We start from the raw sequence: 18949 nt of genomic DNA on the forward strand, positions 1-18949 counted from the left end.
CTGCAAGCACGCTCCGCAATCTGATGTCAGAATTCATTACCCATCTAAAATCTAAAATCTAAAATCTAAAATCTAAAATCTAAAATGGTATGAGATTGCTTAATAACTGGCTGTCGCTACCCCATTAAATGAGTGACAATACCCAAATCACAACTATTTGCAGTAATCTTGAAAAACAGGAGTTGCTATAATTTAAAGTTGAGAAACAACTGTACGGAGCGAAAATTATGGGACTATTTGACCAAATTTTGAGCGCGATCGACAATCCCAACCAGCAAGCAAGCCCGAATCAGTTGGGCAACATTCTCGGTGCGGTAGAGCAGTTGAGTGGCAACCAGGGCGTCAATGCGGGTACGACTCAGTTGGCGATGTCGGTTTTGGGCGGATACGTGCGATCGGCATTGCAAGACGTGCGATCGCAGTCAGGAGACGCACAAGCTCAACAACTTGTCAACCAATTTAGCGGCACAAATCCCAATCCGCAAGCGGTACAGAGTTTGTTCGGCGCAGGCCAACTGACGCAGATAGTGAACGATATCGCCCACAGAACCGGTTTAAATAACGCCACAGTGCAGGCGATGATACCTGTTTTGGTGCCGCTCATACTGAATTTGCTACAAACCGGCGGTAACGCCCAAAATCCAGCCCAGGGCGGAAATCCCGTTTTAAATACGTTTTTAGATGCAGATGGAGACGGCGACGTAGATATTACTGACGCCATGTCGATGGCAGGCCGCTTTTTGAATCAGCGCCCTTAATTTGGGATTTTGTAACCGCAGATATCAGCGGATGGACACAGATGAACGCAGATAGGATTTTATCTGCGTTCCGAAGCGTTGATCTGCCTTCATCTGCGATTACAAAAACTCCTACTTTAACCCAAACCCAAATCAGTCACAGCACCAATACTGCTAGAAGAAACCAACTTAGCGTATTTAGCCAAAACGCCCCTAGTATAGCGAGGTTTAGGAGGCTGCCAAAGAGCGCGCCGCTGCTCCAATTCTGCATCAGAAACATTGAGCTGCAACAAGCGATTGTTAGCATCAATTGTAATCGAATCACCCTCTTTTACCAGAGCAATTGTCCCGCCAACTTGCGCTTCTGGTGCAACGTGACCGACCACCATGCCGTAAGTTCCGCCAGAGAAGCGGCCGTCAGTAATTAACCCTACAGAATCGCCCAAACCGGCGCCAATAATTGCCGAAGTTGGTGCTAACATTTCGCGCATTCCCGGCCCGCCTTTGGGCCCTTCGTAGCGGATGATAATCACATCTCCGGCTTGAATTTTGCCGGCTAAAATTGCATCCAAACAATTTTCTTCAGATTCAAATACCCGCGCCGGGCCGGTAATTTGCGGTTTCTTAACGCCAGTAATTTTAGCAACGGCTCCTTCGGTTGCCAGATTTCCCCTGAGAATTGCTAAATGTCCTTGGGCGTACATCGGGTTGTTCCAAGGGCGGATGACATCTTGGTCGGTGCGGGGTTCGGCTGGAATATCTGCTAACACTTCGGCAACAGTTTGACCGGTAATTGTCAGCGCGTCTCCGTGCAGTAAACCCTTTTCTAGCAGCATTTTCATTACTTGAGGAATGCCGCCGGCTTTGTGCAAATCGGTTGCTACATATTTGCCGCTGGGTTTGAGGTCGCACAGCACGGGCACTTTCGCTCTAATAGTTTCAAAATCGTCGAGGGACAACTCCACTCCGATCGCATTGGAAATGGCCAATAAATGCAGCACAGCGTTGGTTGAACCGCCGACTGCCATGATTACCGCGATCGCATTTTCAAAGGCCTTGCGAGTCAAAATTTGGCTCGGTAACAACTGTTTGCGGACAGCTTCCACCAACACTTTTGCAGATTCGGCAGCGCTGTCAGCTTTTTCGGCATCCTCAGCAGCCATTGTCGAAGAATAAGGCAAACTTATGCCCATCACTTCAAAAGCGCTCGACATCGTATTTGCTGTGAACATTCCGCCGCAGGAACCCGCCCCCGGACAAGCATTCTGTTCCACTGCATTGAGTTCTGTTTCGTCAATTTTGCCCGCGCTGAATTGACCGACCGCTTCAAAAGCGCTGACAACGGTTAAATCCTTTCCGTTGTGGTGTCCCGGTTTGATCGTGCCACCGTAGACAAAAATAGCAGGAATGTTCATGCGGGCGATCGCAATCATCGCCCCCGGCATATTTTTATCGCAGCCGCCGACAGCCAGCACACCGTCCATACTTTGGCCGTTGCAAACAGTTTCGATGGAATCAGCAATCACATCTCTCGACACCAGAGAATATTTCATCCCTTCTGTTCCCATCGAGATCCCGTCGCTGATAGTAATCGTACCGAACATCTGTGGCATGGCGCCGGCTTCCCTTGCACCCGCAATAGCCCGCAAAGCGAGCTCGTTCAATCCCATATTGCAGGGCGTAATCGTGCTGTACCCGTTGGCAATCCCCACAATCGGCTTAGTGAAATCGCCGTCGCCAAAACCGACTGCCCGCAGCATTGCTCGGTTGGGCGCGCGCTGCACGCCCCCAGTCACAGCTTGGCTTCTCAAATTTTCAGGCATTTTAAAATTTCCTTTGTCTGTTGACAGTTGACAGTTGACAGTTGACAGTTGACAGGTGTCAGTTGTCAACTGCCAGCTCGCCCAAAAACGAATACAAGTTTCCGATAATCGTCGTGGTGAGCCCATAATTTTAGACCAAAGTTCCGGCTCCCAGATGAATCTGTGGAGCCAATCTAAAATCTAAAATCTAAAATCGACTGACTCAGTGGCGAGCGCCGAGAGTTTTACCCTATTTTTAATTTTCTCAGAACCGTTGATCTTTGTCAGACCTTTTAGGAGGCAGTGGCACCGCAGTGCCCGGAAAGCAATGCAAAGATTCTACAGATACTACAGCGTGCAGAGTGAATACCGTAGTTATCTGGGATGATGTGGTAACACCCATCACTCTAACGTTTAAAAAAAATTGCGAGGCGAATGACATGGAGGCCGATCGAATTCTGAGGCAATATGCGGCCGGAGAAAGAAATTTTCGAGAGATTAACCTCGTCGGGGCCGACTTAAAAGGGGTAAACCTCAGCGAGGCTAACTTTACCAGAGCGAATTTCCAAGACGCAAATCTCAAAGGCGCTAACCTGACAGGAGCGAACTTGCGCGAGGTGAAATTGGCAGGGGTGGACTTGACGGAAGCCAACCTCAGCGAAGCAAATCTCATCGGTACCGATTTGAGCCGTGCCAATCTCAGCGGGGCTAACCTGATGGGAGCCAACCTGCGCGGCTCAATGGCCAGAGAAGTCAACATGACCAAGGCTAATTTGACCGAAGCTAATTTGACCGAAGCCAACTTTACCGAAGCGAATTTGTTTGCGGCCAACTTAACCGACGCTAGCATGATTCGCATTAATTTGATGAAGGCAAATTTGAGTTGGTCAACTCTCAAAGCGGTAAACCTGACAAATGCCATTCTCAGCGAGTCGCTTTTAGAAAGAGCTAACCTGAATCAGGCAATTCTTAGCGGGGCGATGCTGAGCGGGGCCAACCTGACTGGTGCTGACTTGCGCCAAGTAACGATGATTGGAGCTAATCTCACCGAAGCTAATCTGAGCAATGCTAATTTGAGAGTTGCTAATGTGAGTTGGTCAACGCTGGCAAGAGCTAATTTGAGCGGTGCTAATTTGTACCGGGCAAAGCTGTGCTGGTCTAATTTTAGCGGGGCTATTTTGGTGGAAGCGGTTTTGATTGATGCTAATCTCAATCGAACTAACTTCCGCGATGCAGATTTGAGGCGGGCAATTATGCCCGATGGCACGACTAATGATTCTTAAAATTTGACTGTTAACTGTTAACTGTTAACTGTTGACTGTTGACTAATGACTAATGACTAATGACTAATGACTATCACTGAATTATTGATGTTGGGTGCGGCGGGAATTTTTGCCGGAATTCTAGCTGGATTTTTGGGTATCGGCGGCGGTACGGTGCTCGTGCCTTTGTTAGTGGCTCTCAATTACGCTCCGGTGGAAGCGGTTGCTACTAGCGGTTTGTCGATCGTGATTACAGCTATTTCTGGCAGCATCCAGAATTGGCGCATGGGCTACCTCAACTTGAGTCAAGTCGCAGGCATCGGATTTCCCGCCGTCATTACAGCACAAATCGGTGCTTATTTGGCGGGGATATTTCCGCCTTACTTGCTGTTACTTACTTTTGGGTTGTTGCTGTGGTTGAATATTTATTTGATTGAAGTTCGCAAGCACCTGACAGCTAAGAAGAAAGCGGAACTAGAACAAGGGGAACTGGGAGGACAAGCGGGACAAGGAGAAAATGCTCAATTACCAATTAACAATCACGAATTACCCCATAATTCAAATATTTTATTCCATCCAACTTTTGCTAAAATTGCCACCGGCAGTGCGGCGGGTTTATTAGCGGGTTTGTTTGGCGTAGGCGGCGGCGTAATTATGGTTCCCCTGCAAATTTTGCTGTTAGGAGAAAGCATTAAAACCGCAATTCAAACCAGCTTGGGCGTCATCGTCATCACGGCAATTTCGGCGACGGCGGGACACGCGGCGCGCGGGAATGTTTTGTGGGTTGTGGGGTTAATTCTGGGGGGTGGCGGTTTGTTGGGCGCGCAGGTGAGCACGCGGTTTTTGCCGAGATTGCCCGATCGTATTGTTAGTTTAGCTTTTCGATCGCTCTTGGCAGTGTTATCGATTTATGTTTTCTGGCAAGCTTGGCAAAAATTTAGTAACGGGTAATTGGTAATTGGTAAGGTGCGCGGTCCGGCGCACCCTACGAAAGAATGCGGGAAGATGCCCGCGCTGCACCCTAGGAAAAACGAATAAGTAAGACTAATTTGCTGATAGTTTCTTCACGGCGCGAGTCAGACGCTGCAAATAAGGCTTGACAATTTCTTGATTTTGCCTCTGCAACTCGGACACTTGCTGCTGCAAATGCTGAATCTCGGTTTGCAGCATCCCTGTGTCTATTGTGGGTCGATCGAGCAAGTCCTGCAATTGCTGGAGAGAACCTTGGATTGTATCCAAGTCTACTTCGTTCGATCGCTCCTGTAACTGAGCCGTAATAGTTTTAACTTCAGTTAACTGTTCGCCCATCAATAAAAATCGGACGTTGACATTTTCCCAATCATGCTCTCTGAGGGCGCTATTTTCCAAAATGCGGAGTTTTTGCTGCAAATCGGACAGGGTGGTGTAGAGTTCCTGAGAGTCGGCCGGAAGCGCTTGGGCTTGGCGTTCGAGGGAGGCTACAGCAGCTTGTACCTCGGCGATGACGCCGGATTCCAAGCCCTGGAGTTTCTGCCGCAAGTCGGAGACGGCGGTGTAGAGTTCCGCAGGTTCTCCAGGTAGTATCTGAACTTGCTGCGAGCGACGTTCTACTGCGGCCTGTACGTCCGTAATCGCAGAATTTGCCTTTTGTTGCATTTGTTGCTCGAAACGCTGGCGATTGGCGAGATTTATCGAGAGTGCTGCGGTTAAAGGGGCGGCAGCGTAGACAATTTGGCCCGACAATCCTGCAGCAATCGTGCCAATAGCGGAACCAGCAACAGAGGCGTATTCTACCAATTCTAGCCAGTCCGGCTGGTTCGGGGCACTTCTGGAAGCTGGGAATGATGCTTTTTCAATCTTCTGCATAGCCTTTTAGTCGTAGTCGGATAGATGGCGATACCGACATGATAAAAGCGATCGGCAAATAAATCAGGCCTATTTGTCAAAATTTCCTGATTGTGGTATTTTCATTGACCGAAAGCATCCAGGATACAAGCCGCCGGATTCATCCGTCCAGAAATAAAAAACCTGTATCCGATGAAACTTGCCCCCAGAATTTATCCGTGGGGTCAAGGCTTCAATCCTTTAATCTAAAATCTAAAATCTAAAATCGATTGACCTCCTGCCGAATACGTTCTGCGTTTAAAACGCTCAGTCTCAGGTAAAATTCAGGATTAAGTCGATCGCTCAAAACAGTTAACCAATAACCGTTAACCGCCATCTGTCAGGAGTATACAGAAAATGGGTCTTAAGATTATTGAAAGCTACGATAGCAGTTTTGTCCTCGAACCAGAGGCTAAAACTGCACTGTTCGGTTTATTAACCGGTGAAAGCTTTGTCAAACAAATAGCGCTACAATTGCAATGCTCGCGCATTGAGTTTGCTGAGTTACTTTTTCAGCCAGTCCCTTACAGCAGCGAGACGCCGAAGGGAATGCCTGCTGAATTTGAAAAGTATCATGAATCGAGCGATTTTGCGATCGTCAACGTCCCCCCTAATTTCATGTTCCAAGCCAAAATATTTAAACCCAGCCGCCTCTGTGCAATTTATCGAGTGTTCAAGAGTTAAGTAAAGGCTGGTTAATCTGTGGTTTAATCTTAGATCTAAAATCTAAAATCTAAAATCGGATGACAGAAGACATTCAATCTCTCGCCAGCTTAGAATTCATTCCATACATAGACTCTGAGGGGAAATTGCCCGATTTTGTCCAGGGAAAAATCGGCGTTTACGCGATTTTTGACAGCGAGAAAGTCCTGCAATTTGTCGGCTATTCTCGCGACATTTACCTCAGCCTCAAACAGCATTTGGTACGCCAGACCCAATATTGCTACTGGCTGAAAGTTCAAACTATTGACAAGCCCAGCCGCACAATTCTAGAAAGCATTAGAGAAAGTTGGATTGCCGAAAACGGTTCCCAACCCCAGGGTAACGGTGCCGATGCTGCCAAGTGGAACGATCCCATCGACACCAAAACTGTAATGACTGCCCAAGAAACGGCCAATTATGAAGGTATATTCGCCGATGAAATTGCCAAAGATAAATTGTTGAAAAATGTCGCGCGGCGGGTGGAAAATGAAATTTTCGCGCTGCTGAAAGATCGGGGCGTAACTGAAGAAATCCGGTTTAATCCTAAGCTGAAAACTAGCGGATTGCTGGATTTAAAGTAAATACAAACTCAGGACTTTAGTCCTTATTACGCACCTGTTTGTAGTAAGGAGTTTAGTCCTCTCTTTCAGGGCTAAACTCCTTACTGCGAACTTATAATATTTAAAATATTTTAACATTTAATATCGTTTCCGGTTGCATCGGTATTGTTCAAATTTCCAAACAGTCAACAGTCAACAGTCAACAGTCAACAGTCAACAGTCATTCCGGTGCAACCGGAATTGATTTAACAGATATCGGAATCTGCAAAATTAACTCGGTTCCTCGGCCCGGAGCAGAAGTACAACTGATTTGACCTCGATGTTTTTCCACTACAATATCGTGACTGATGGCCAACCCTAATCCAGTACCGCGACCTACAGGTTTCGTAGTAAAAAATGGGTCAAATATCTGGTGGCGCACTTCCTCACTCATCCCACAACCGTTATCGGCAATGTGAATAACAACGGATTTATAGTTTTGAGTGGCTAATATTGAATCTTGATTGTGCAGCGCAGCTTCTGAGTCAAAACCTACTGAAGTGCTGATGGTAATTTTTCGGGGAGACGATTGATTTTCCAGGGCATCAATAGCATTAGTTAGCAGGTTCATGAACACTTGATTTAACTCACTCGCATAACAGGTGACTCTTGGCAGTTGGCTGTAGTTTTTAATGACCTCTATCTCACCAGCTTTGTTTGCTCCCTTCAGCCGATGTTGCAAAATAACTAAAGTATTGTCAATGCCTTCATGAATATCCACTGGCTTGTACTTTTGTTCGCCAAGGCGGGAGAAGTTCCGCAAAGACATTACAATTTCGCTAATCCGAGAAGCACCCTCTGTCATCGAATTCAGCAGTTTTGGATAATCCTCTGCGATGAATTCCGGTTGAATCTCATCCAATTCGCCGATAATTTCTGCAACGGGGTGCGGATAGTAATGTCGGTACAATTCGACGAGGCGAAGCAAATCTCGTGCATACTCCGCCGCTAGAGCAATATTGCCGTAGATAAAGCTGACGGGATTGTTGATTTCGTGAGCAATTCCTGCAGCTAGCTGACCTAAAGAAGCCATTTTTTCCTTCTGTATTAACTGAGCTTGAGTTTTCTTTAGTTCAGTTACGCTTTGTTCGAGTTGCTGGGCGTAGGATTGTGTTTGCTGGAACAACTGGCGCTGCACGAGTTGATTTGAGACGCGAGCGAGAACTTCTTGTTCGTGAAACGGTTTTGTGATATAATCTATACCACCAACTTCAAAGGCTTTGACTTTATCTAATACTTCATTCAAAGCACTGATAAAAATAACCGGAATGTCCTTGGTTTTGGGAGAAGCTTTCAATGCTTGGCAGACTTTGTAGCCGTCCATACCGGGCATCATGATGTCGAGCAAAATCAAGTCAGGAGGAGTTAACTCGATCGACCGCAGCGCTAGTTTGCCGTCGGGGGCGGTGCGTGTTTTGTACCCTTGCTGCGAGAGTATTTGAGCTAAAAGTTGCAAATTAGCCGGAATATCATCAACAATTAAAATATTCCCTTTTATGACGGGAGTTGGTTCGTAATTCATATCTAGTTCGGTAAAATAACCTTTATATAGCAATCCTTGCAGGAGTCGTAAATTTTTGACCCCACCCCAACCCTCCCCTTATCAAGGGGAGGGAGTAAGAAATTCACAAATGATTTAGGATGGCTATAGGTTTGTAGTGAGTACGATCGCCCGATCGCGTTTTATGAGGACGATCGTACTCATTACAAACCTATCTCATATCCTGATTATTTTGGTTCGGGATGGATGAGGGCTAGTATTTGATTGAACTGAAACTCGTTAGCCAAGGCGGCTAGAGCGCTAGCTAAAGGGTCATTACGATCGCGAATTTGCTCAATGTGGATCAGAATTAACTCTAAATCGCACTCTATTGTGGCTTTCTCTAAAGCTGCCAGCCAATCTGCGGGTAAAGCTGCCAGACTCTCTGGAGTCGGAGCCTCAATTTGAGTTGAATCGGGAACACTCTCCGGTTCACCGTAAATGTAACGCACTCCCAGATGTTTGTGCAGGGTGGCAAAAATTTCTGTATCTCGAAAGGGTTTGTGGATAAAGTCATCGCAATCATCTGATACAGTAACGGTTTGCGCTTCCTCGGCGTTACCGGCACTCACGGCAATAATTGCCGTAGCATGACCTTTAACGGTGGCTTTAATGCGTTTGGTCGCTTCATGTCCATCCATCACGGGCATCCACATATCCATAAAAATTAAGTGTGGCTCAAAACTCGACCACATTTCAATAGCTTCCATGCCGTTGCTGGCTTCTTCGAGTTCAAAGTCAAAGACAGCGAGGAGTTTAATCAGCAATTGGCGGTTGTCTAATTGATCGTCCACAATCAAAATACGATAGCGTGGCTGGTTGCGTTCCAGGGCTATCACCCGACGCGGTGGCTGTACGGGTTGAGTCGCCGGGGCATCAACGGCGCTGATGGGAATATCAAACGCGAAGGTGGTGCCGCGTCCTACTTCACTGCGTACGGTAATCAGGCCGCCCATCAGCTTGATAAACTGTTGGCTGATAGCGAGTCCCAAGCCTGTTCCTTGCTGAGATTTGGTTCCTGTTTTGGTTTGCACAAAGGCTTGAAAAAGCTGATCTAACTCATCAGCAGCTATGCCGGAACCCGTGTCTTCTATTTCAAAATGTAATTGGTAATTACTGATTGGCACTTGCTGATTTTCACCGTCTATAAATGCACTTACTCTTAACCTAATTACTCCGTATTTCGTAAATTTAATGGCGTTAGAAAGCAGATTAATTAAAACTTGACGTAACTTCATTTGATCTGTTTGCACGTATTCGGGAGTTTCGCTAGAGCAGTCAAATATTAACTGCAATTGTTGCTCCCTTGCCTGGAGTTGAAACATCTCTTCCAAATCGTTCAGCAGGCTGCTTAATTTAAAATCAGTTGGGTTGATTGTAATGCGTCCCGCCTCTATTTTTGCTAAATCTAATATTTGATTGATCAGAGCTAGCAAGTGCTCTCCGCTGCGGTTGATGATGCGGATATTTTCCTGTTGTTCGCGAGTCAGGTTGGTAGAGCGCTGCATCAATTGGGAGAATCCCAGAATTGCGTTTAGCGGGGTGCGGAGTTCGTGGCTCATATTTGCTAAGAAAGTGCTTTTGGCAAGGTTGGCAGCTTCTGCGGCCCAGGCGGCTTGTTGGAGCTGTACTGCTTGCTGTTGAGTGGCTTCTAGCAATTGAGCTTGTTGTAAGGCGACTCCCAATTGAGTGCTAATTTGCAGCCCAATATTGATTTCTGCTTCGCGCCAAGTGCGGGAGCCAGAATTTTGATAGCTGGCGAGCAAACCCCAAAGTTGACTGCCACAAAATATGGGAAAAATAACGTATGCTCTAGCTTGAAATTGTTTTAAAAGTTCTAGGTAACAAGGACTTAAACCAGCGCTGTATATGTCTTCAATTATGCGGTAAGGAACGCCTCTAGCATACATACCGCCTTGATTTTTTTGTAGATAGGTATCCAGCACTGGTGTACCGCCGGCTTGCATAGTTTTGACGGTACAGCGAGAGTCTTCGACGAGAGTGTTTGGCACATTAAAATCGTCGGCTTGTGGGATCAGAGACTTCCAGCCGGCAGCCATTGACTCGGCAACAAATTCCCCACTCCAATCAGGATTAAAGCGATAGATACCGACACGATCGCATTTTAGGGTTTGTCGCAGTTCAGAGGTTGTGGTTTTGAATATTGTGTCAATATCTAAGGATTGACGGATGCGATCGATCGATCGGGCGATGGCTTGTTCTCCCTGGGCGCTTTCTCGCAAAGCGGACTCGGCTTGTTTGCGCTCGCTAATATCTAAGACAGTGCCGAACAAACGGATCAACTGCCCTTTTTCATCATAAACAGGTTTCCCTCGGACTTCAATGTAACTGAGCGAGCCATCTCTTCGGATCAGCCGCAGATCAATTTCAAAGCTTTGTCCCTTCATCGCTTGATCGCGCACCATTGCCAGATAGCGCGATCGATCTTCTGGATGAAAACGCTCGATTAATTGTTCGGTTGGCAGCGGTTTTTGAGTAGGATCGAGCTCATAAATGCGATATAGTTCCTCACTCCAAGTGGTTGTTGCTGTGGCCATATCGTATTCCCAACTGCCAATACGGGCAATTTTTTGGGCTTCCAGCAGTCGGGATTCCGCCAACTGGCGATCGCTAATGTCGCGCGCTACCCACACAGCGGAGCTATCGGACAGTGGCGAAATTTTAGCAGCAAACCAAACTTCTTGGTTATTAATCTGCATCCTGTAATCAAAACTAATAGTTTGTTGGGTTTCCAATGCCTGTTGAACTTGAGCGAAATAAATCTCCTCATTTTCCTCGTGAAATAATTGTTCGATGATGGAGTCGATCTGATTCGTCTGATAGTTGTATTGATAAATCCTCTTTGTCGGTATAATCTGGATACTTTTTTCGGTCTGGTTAAATATCAATACAACATCGGTTATCGACTCAAATATTTTTACAATTTCCTCGACAGAAGTGTAAAGTTTTTGTTCGAGCAATTGGCGATTGGCAATTTCATCTTGTAATAGTTCGTTAGCACGAGCTAAGGCGTAGCTACGTTCGGCAACTTCGGCTGCTAAAGTGCGATTGTAGTCAGTTAATATTTTTTCAGCTTGTTTGCGCTGTGCGATGTTAGAAAAAGCAGTGATGGCATAAATAATGTTTCCCTCTTCGTCGAAAATGGGTGTGGCGCGCACCTCAAAAGGAATAAATTTCCCATCTCGATAAAGTTCTATATCTTCAAGGAATACCGTTTCGCCGCGGAGTGCTCGGAATGCAGGCAGTTCTTGAGTTGGATACGGCTGGTTTTGGCGGTACATTTGATAAACTTCTACTGCTTCTTCTAGAGTCGCATCGGGGATAGTTTCTACGCTGAGCCAATGCTTGGCAGTTTCGTTGAAGTACACGACTTTACCGGAGGCATCGTGGATAGATACTCCCGCAGGTATGGCTTCGATAAATTGCTTGAGTTGGCTCTCGCTGTGCGCTAAAGCTTCATTTAAAGATTTTTGGTCTGCAAAAGCCTTTTGCAGTTGCGCTGCCATAAGATTGAAGGAATTGGCGAGTTCTCCGACTTCATCGAAGCGTCTAATTTCTAAAGGTTGATCCCATTTTCCTGTGGCAACATTTTTGGCTGCGGTATTCAAGCGCATAATTGGCTTTGTTACCCAACGGGAAGTCAAAAATCCGATCGCGATCGCCAGCGGCAGTGTACCTGTCAATAACCACAATGTATGGCGCGTATTTGCTTGAATGCGAGCCATGAAATCAGACTCTGGCACCACCACCACAATCAACCAATCCAAGCCACGGAAATCTCGATAGGGAGTGACGCGGACAAACTGCCTATCGCGCTTTCTCGCTAGAGTCAATTTCTCGGTTGTTTGCAGGGTGCGGAAGTTGCCAAATCGGTTGGTGAGTTGTCGAGCAATATCTCGCGTGCGGGCATCCTTGCTGTTGGTGGCTAGCAATGGCGTCGATTGCTTTTTTGTTGGCATCACCAAGGGTGTTTCTAGTGTGGATGTGGCAATCAGATTGCCCGATCGATCCATAATAAAAGTTTGTCCCGATGCCGAGAAGTGCAGCCTAGCCAGAAAGGTATTGATTGCCGAGAGTCCATTATTATCCGTGAGGCGATCGCTAATTCGCTCTCCTACTTGTTCGATTAGCTGATGCGCTACATCTTCGACTGATTCCTGACTACTTTTGAAAGAAAGATAGCCCACTAGCCCAACTACACTTAGCGTTTGCAAAACTAACGGAACAATCAGAACCGTTCGCAGCGGCAGCTTGCTGAAAAATTTGGCGGTTAGGCGGTTGAGCGGATAAATGGGCATGGGTGTGAACCAATTGCGCTGATAATCGTATTTTAACTGCTGGAGCGTGCCTTTCCCGGCAATTGGCGCGCCCTAAAAAATGTGAATTTTTCCGCCCGTTTCAATATAGGCAACTACCAGCGAAGATTGGACCCTGCTGTCAAAATTTGCTTCTGTCAGTTCTGTTTTTAGCTGTTGGGAATTTGATTCAGTTTTACTTGCAAAAATTGTGATAAATTTTCTAATTGCTTTGTGTTTGTCGGCAATCCTGTTATTAATGAAAAGCCAGCGGGGGCGGGTTTATGAGTTTGTAGATTATGGGCGATTATTATTGGTGAACCCGCCCCTACAAGATGTAACATCATACAAATCCGAATCAAACGGAAGTGATATTATTTGTGGGTTCATCGAACCCGATCGCCCTAATGCCCATTTGTTAACTTGCCTAAAACGGTGGCGAAGAGAACGGGTTCGATCGGCTTTGTTAAGTGTTCGTTGTAACCAGAGGCGATCGCCCGATCGCGGTCTTCTTCGCTAGCATAAGCTGTCAGCGCCACGGCCGGCAAGCGCTTGATTTTGTCGGATGCGGACGATCGCACTTTGCGGATCAGCGAGTAGCCGTCCTCAACGGGCATACCGATATCACTAACTAAAATATCCGGCGGCGACTGCTGTAAAATGTCGATCGCCTCTGCAGCCGTTGCAGCAGCAATCGCAGTCGCCCCGCACTGTTGGAGGGCAACCATCAAAAACTCCCGGTTGTCGGGTTCGTCGTCAACTACCAACACCTTTAAACCAGCCAAAATACCCGGAGGCGGTGGATTGGATTTCCTTTCCCCTCTCAACTGCGGCTGCTTACTCCGACTCTGTTTGAGAGGCAGTGTCACCGTAAATGTCGCACCCTGGTCTTTACCGGGACTTTCCGCAGTCACAGTGCCCCCGTGGAGTTGCACCAAGTGCTCGACGATCGCCAATCCCAGTCCCAAACCGCTCTCAGCCTTAGTTTTCGAGGCGTCTGCTTGTCGGAAGCGATCGAACACGTAGGGCAGAAAATCAGCAGAAATGCCCTTTCCGGTATCGCTGACAGTAATTTGCACGTAATTGGGTGATGAAGAATCGCTGACAGCCACCGCAGACAAGCGCAGTTGCACAGTTCCCCCCGAAGGCGTAAACTTCACGGCGTTAGTCAGCAAATTCCACACTACCTGCTGCAACCTCGGGGCGTCGCCCCACATCAAGCCGACTGCGGGGTCAAGTTCTAACGAAATGGTGACAGACTTGGTTTCGGCTGCCAAACGAACTAAATTATGAGCCGCCTCGATCGTCCTTACCATGTAAAACCAGCCGGGTTTCAGAACCAGCTTGCCTTGAATAATCCGGGAAACATCCAGCAAATCTTCCACTAGCTGGATCTGCACCTTCGACTGACGCTCAATGGCTTCCAAACCCGAGGCTAATTTATCTTCGTTGTAGGGATGGGCGCGCAGGATCTGTGCCCACCCCTGAATCACATTTATAGGCGTTCGCAATTCGTGGGAAAGAGAGTCTAGAAACTCGTCTTTCCGGCGGCTGATCGCTTCTGCTTCCGCCCGCGCGGCTTGTTCGCGATCGAGCAACTGAGCGCGTTGGGCCTCGACTTGCTTGCGATCGCTGATGTCGGCGAGGATCGACATACAGTTGATATTGCCGTTGCTATCGCGGACTGGAGTTGCCCACCAACTGATGTCGATCAAGCTGCCGTCTTTCTTTTGGCGGTGGGTTTCCATGCCGACGATCGCGTTTCCTGCGCGAATTTTTTTCAAATTAGCCGTAAATTCCTGCCGCTTGTCTGCGGGAACGCAGGGCACAAATTGACCTACCGCTTCTGATTCATGCCAGCCAAAAATCCTCTCGGCGGCTGGGTTCCACATTTTCACAGTGCCGTCGTCGCAGTCCAAAAGGGTAATTGCTAGGGGACAAGCCTGAATCAAGGCTTCTAAAGTTTGATGGATGTGCGATCGCGCCTCTTCTGCTTGTTTGCGATCGGTGATATCGACGTTCACCCCGATCATCCGCAAAGGCAAACCCCCATCGTCCTGAAACACCTTAGCCCTGCAAGCAATCCAGCCCACGCTTTTGTCCGGGCGGCAAATGCGAAACTCTATGTTTAATTCCTCCCCGGACATCGCCCCAGCCTTTACCTGCTTTTGAGTAACAGCGCGATCGTCTGGATGCAACATTTCCACCCAACTTTGATAGCTGTCGATACCACCGGCCGGCAGCCCGTACAAAGCCTCTAACTCCCGTGTACACGCGATCTCCCCGGTTTCGATGTTCCATTCAAAAGTTCCGATTTTGCCTGCTTGCTGAGCGATTTGCAGCCGTTCTTGATTGTGTTTGAGTTCTGCTTCCACCCGCGATATCTCGGTCAAGTCGATGTAGAATGCGACGATCGTCTCTGGTTCGCGATCGTCCGGGGACAGAGTGGTTCCGCCCATCAGAACCGGCACGCGGCTGCCATCTTTGCGGATGTACTCTTTCTTGAAAGGAGTTGCCACTCCCTGATCCCGCAGTTCTTGGGCCGCCAGGGCGTCGAGGTGCAGGTATTCGGGGGGGGTCATCCTGTCCCACCGCATTTTACCCGAGAGCAAGTCTGAGCGGGTGTAGCCGACCATGTTGAGCAGGGATTGGTTGGCGTAGGCGATGCGGCCGCTAAAATCGCCGATCGCAACTCCGAAAATATTTGACTCAAACAGCCGCCGGAATATGGCTTCGCTTTGCTGCATTACCCGTTTTGCTTGGTTGCGATCGGTAATTTCGGCAATCACGGTGCTGACTCCCAGCAGTGTTCCTGATTCATCGCTCACTGGGTAAAAGCTGATTTGCCAATCCCGCAAAACTCCCGGCTGTTGCTTGGTTTCGGCCTTAACTTCCAAGTCGAGCACGGGGGTTTGCGTCGCCAGCACTTGGCGGTAAATCCGCTCTACCATATCGGCCATTTCGGGAATTACTTCTCTAACGGTGCGCCCGATGTGCTCTGCGATCGATCGGCCGTTGATCGCAGCGAGGCATTCGTTCAGGCGGATGTAGCGCAAATTGGTATCGAGAAAGCACAGCCCGACTGGTGTAGTCTTGTAAACTAAGTCGAGTTCTGCTAGTTGGCGGCGAATGCGTATTTCGTTTTCTCGAAGTTGATTTTGGGCTTGTTTGCGCTCGGTGATATCGAGTACGAAGAATGCTCCTTTGTCTGTGCATCCTTGGAAGTTTCCGCCGCCGACTAAAACGGGGAAGCGCGTGCCGTCTTTGCGGAGATATTCTTTTTCAAAAGGCGCGCAACTTCCTGATGCTTCGACTTGCGCGAGGGCGATGCGATCGAGTTCTTGATATTCCGGCGCGGTGAGTTCGAGCCAGCGGATATGTCCCGAAACTAAGTCTTCCCTCGTATATCCGATCATTTCCAGCAAGGCGTCGTTAGCGTCCGTAACTTCGCCGCTGGCATCCCAGAAACCGATGCCAATCATGTTAGATTCTACCACGCTGCGGAAGCGCATTTCGCTTTCCCGCAAAGCTAATTCGGTTTGTTTTTCTGCGGTAATATCTGTGATAATTAGGCCTACTCCGATTATTTCTGCCCTTTCATTTTTTACTGGGTAGTAGTTGGCGAGCCAGTAGCCGAAATATCCCGGTTTTCCATCAGGTTCGCCGCTCATTTCTAAGTTTAAAACAGGCTGACCGGTTGCTAAAACTTGCTGAATTATCGGCGCAAATTTGGCTGCATGTTCTGGCAACAATTGCCGGAAGTCTTGGCCGAGATGCTGTTCTATCGGCAAACCGTTGAGTTCTGCTAAAACTTGATTTATACGGATGAAGCGCATTTCGCGATCCATAAAGCAAATCGCTAGGGGAGATGCTTCTAATAGCGAGTCAATTAAGGCGAAGGATTGCGATGTTTTAGATAGTGCTTCTTGCGCTTCTGTGTAAAGTCGGGCGTTGTCTAGGGCGATCGCCACGCGGTATGCTAAATCTTCTAGCATTGCCATGTCTTCTGCACTGTAGCGGCGGCCCAACTTCTGCGTAAAGCAAGTGATGGAACCCATTACCCGCCCGCGAGCCCTCAGCGGTACGCAAGCGTGAGATCCGATATTGAGCGATTGCAATATTTCCAATTCTGCTGCATTTTCGGCTCCTGCTGCTAAAATCTCCTCATCCACTTCGGCAATTAGTTCGGATTTTCCGCTGCTGATTACCAGCGGATAGCCGTTAACAGCATTTTCGGCGCTCAAACTTCGGATGCTCAAGTTATTAATAGTCTCAACCGTTGAGGGTTCTGCGTGAGCCACAGCGACTAGACGCACATTTGAGTCGCTTTCGGTCAAATGAATGCAGCACCCATCGGCGATCGAATTTATGGCTAATTCTGCTACCTTTTGCAGCACCGTTTCCCCGTCAAACGCATCAGCCAGCATTTTGCTGACTTCTGCTAAAAATGCCGAGCGCTGCTGTTCTATTTCCGCTTTTTCTCTTGCTGTTTGCTCGATTGTCAACTGCAATCTTTGAGTTTCTGCAAGTTTTATTTCTGTGATATCGCGGGCGACAATTAAGGCTGATTCTGGTACGCCATTTTTGTCAAATTCTGGAACTACGCGGGATTGATAACTTCGGATGCCGTTGATTGATAAAGCCTGAAATTCGATAATTTCTTCTTGACCTGTTTCTAACACTTTATGCAGGGTTTCATCCCACCTCTGGCACAGTTCCGGCGGCATTCCTATTTCTTGACTGGTTTTACCCAAAAAGAATGAAACAGGTTTTCCTTGGGTTCTTTCAACTGCCTTATTGACATAAATATAACGCAGTTCTTTGTCGGTGCGGATAATGATGTCTGGCGTATTTTCTAGCAGCGTTCTCAGTTGCTGTTCGCTGCTTGCTAATGCTGCTTGCGCTTGTTGTCTTTCCGTGACATCTCTCACCGTGCCCACGTATCCGATGAGTTCGCCGGAGTCGGAGAACATCGGCGAGGAACAAACGTTAATCCAGCGCACAATCCCCTGTGGTGTTTGCACGCGATACTCGATCGCATAATCCCCACCTTTCCGAGTATAATTCAGCCATCGGGCCAATACGCGATCGCAATCTTCCGGGTGAATGCAATTCTCCCAACCGTCTCCTAAAAGTTTTGTCAAACTTAAGCCGCAAATAGCCTGACAGCGAGGGTTTCCATAGGTGTAGCGCCCCTCAAAATCTGCCATAAAAATGCCGACAGGCGAACAGGAACTTAAACAGCGAAATCGTTCTTCTTGAGCTTGCAGCGCTTCTTTAGCTACTGTTAGTTCTGCTGTGCGTTCTTTAACACGACTTTCTAGCTTAGTGTAGGATAAAGCCAGGGCTATTTCTGCTTCTTTGCGGTCAGTAATATCGATCCCCGTTCCTATCACATATTCTACCAAACCCTCGCCATCTGTCGTCACAGTATTCGACCAAGAAATTAAGCGCTTCTCGCCGTTTTTACTGCGCCAATAGTTTTGATATTCGCTGTTATAATTTTCGACTTTTAGCTGGGTAAAAACTGTTTTAACCGGCTCTATTTCTTCGGGAATTAAGAATAAATCCCAAACATATTTATTGATTACTTCTGCTGCCGAGTATCCTGTACTTTTTTCGCAAGCTTGGTTAAACCGGACAATCCGGCCTTGGCTGTCGAGAACTACAATCAAGCAAGCCGTCGTCTCAATGACTTTGGAAATAATCTTACGTTCTATTTCTTGTTCTTGTTCTACGGACTTTAAGCCAGCATACCAAGCGCTAACCATTGCAGTGGCCAAAAGTAAGATTACAGGAGCTGCCTGGTATGAAAACAGTAACAGAGTTGTCAGCAGTAAAGCGGTGCCGGCACTCAATGTAGCAATTTTGTAAGATGTAATGGGTGAGGTCAAGACCTGAAACCGACTCATTTTTATTGACCTGTAGCGATGGCGCGATCGCACTATTGCTGATGTCGATGAAACAACCTGGTTAAAACTTAGTTAAAACTAAGTATTTATTTTTTCTATACAAAACCACATTTGTCGGCTCTGTGCCATCTTCCCAGAGACAGATTGGCATGGGGATTTCTGCTGAATCAACTGCTATCATAGATCAAGGGACAAATTAGATTATCTAATTTCTGG

10 protein-coding genes are annotated in these 18949 nt (G+C 47.5%); 5 read left to right on the forward strand and 5 right to left on the reverse strand.

Features of this window, described 5'->3' with window-relative positions; translation table 11 throughout:
• Positions 1 to 227 precede the first annotated feature (227 nt).
• On the forward strand, positions 228 to 758 hold the full coding sequence (locus QUA34_RS17070) for a hypothetical protein (RefSeq protein WP_333329327.1): 531 nt from the start codon (positions 228 to 230) through the stop codon (positions 756 to 758).
• Positions 759 to 874: 116 nt separating this feature from the next.
• On the opposite strand, the gene ilvD is transcribed toward QUA34_RS17070, so the two are convergent.
• Positions 875 to 2560, reverse strand: coding sequence for a dihydroxy-acid dehydratase (gene ilvD, locus QUA34_RS17075; RefSeq protein ID WP_333388470.1), 1686 nt, complete (start codon positions 2558 to 2560; stop codon positions 875 to 877).
• A gap of 419 nt (positions 2561 to 2979) precedes the next feature.
• On the opposite strand from ilvD, the gene QUA34_RS17080 reads away from it, so the two are divergent.
• Together QUA34_RS17080 and QUA34_RS17085 are read left to right on the forward strand one after the other, a co-directional pair.
• A complete protein-coding gene (locus tag QUA34_RS17080; RefSeq protein WP_333388556.1) occupies positions 2980 to 3822 on the forward strand; it encodes a pentapeptide repeat-containing protein in 843 nt (280 codons plus the stop codon).
• 66 nt (positions 3823 to 3888) lie between these two features.
• Positions 3889 to 4752 (forward strand): sulfite exporter TauE/SafE family protein, encoded by an 864-nt coding sequence (locus QUA34_RS17085; RefSeq protein WP_333388472.1) that lies wholly within the window; start codon positions 3889 to 3891, stop codon positions 4750 to 4752.
• A 93-nt stretch (positions 4753 to 4845) separates the two neighbouring features.
• Here the strand turns inward: QUA34_RS17085 and QUA34_RS17090 are convergent, their stop codons facing one another.
• Positions 4846 to 5646, reverse strand: a complete 801-nt coding sequence (locus QUA34_RS17090; RefSeq protein WP_333329318.1) for a hypothetical protein — start codon at positions 5644 to 5646, stop codon at positions 4846 to 4848.
• Between the two features lie 375 nt (positions 5647 to 6021).
• Between QUA34_RS17090 and QUA34_RS17095 the strand changes: the two genes are divergently transcribed.
• Both QUA34_RS17095 and QUA34_RS17100 read left to right on the forward strand, forming a co-directional pair.
• On the forward strand, positions 6022 to 6348 hold the full coding sequence (locus tag QUA34_RS17095) for a hypothetical protein (protein WP_333329315.1): 327 nt from the start codon (positions 6022 to 6024) through the stop codon (positions 6346 to 6348).
• 59 nt (positions 6349 to 6407) lie between these two features.
• The gene (locus QUA34_RS17100) at positions 6408 to 6947 is read left to right on the forward strand and encodes a GIY-YIG nuclease family protein (protein WP_333329312.1); all 540 of its coding nucleotides are present in this window, start codon (positions 6408 to 6410) and stop codon (positions 6945 to 6947) included.
• Positions 6948 to 7146: 199 nt separating this feature from the next.
• Here the strand turns inward: QUA34_RS17100 and QUA34_RS17105 are convergent, their stop codons facing one another.
• The 3 genes from QUA34_RS17105 to QUA34_RS17115 form a co-directional block, all read right to left on the reverse strand.
• On the reverse strand, positions 7147 to 8487 hold the full coding sequence (locus tag QUA34_RS17105) for a response regulator (RefSeq protein ID WP_333388474.1): 1341 nt from the start codon (positions 8485 to 8487) through the stop codon (positions 7147 to 7149).
• Positions 8488 to 8693: 206 nt separating this feature from the next.
• Positions 8694 to 12824, reverse strand: coding sequence for an ATP-binding protein (locus tag QUA34_RS17110; RefSeq protein WP_333388476.1), 4131 nt, complete (start codon positions 12822 to 12824; stop codon positions 8694 to 8696).
• 401 nt (positions 12825 to 13225) lie between these two features.
• Positions 13226 to 18733, reverse strand: a complete 5508-nt coding sequence (locus tag QUA34_RS17115; RefSeq protein ID WP_333388479.1) for a PAS domain S-box protein — start codon at positions 18731 to 18733, stop codon at positions 13226 to 13228.
• Positions 18734 to 18949 lie beyond the last annotated feature (216 nt).

It is taken from the genome of Microcoleus sp. POL10_C6, from assembly GCF_036701585.1.
Lineage (GTDB): Bacteria > Cyanobacteriota > Cyanobacteriia > Cyanobacteriales > Microcoleaceae > Microcoleus.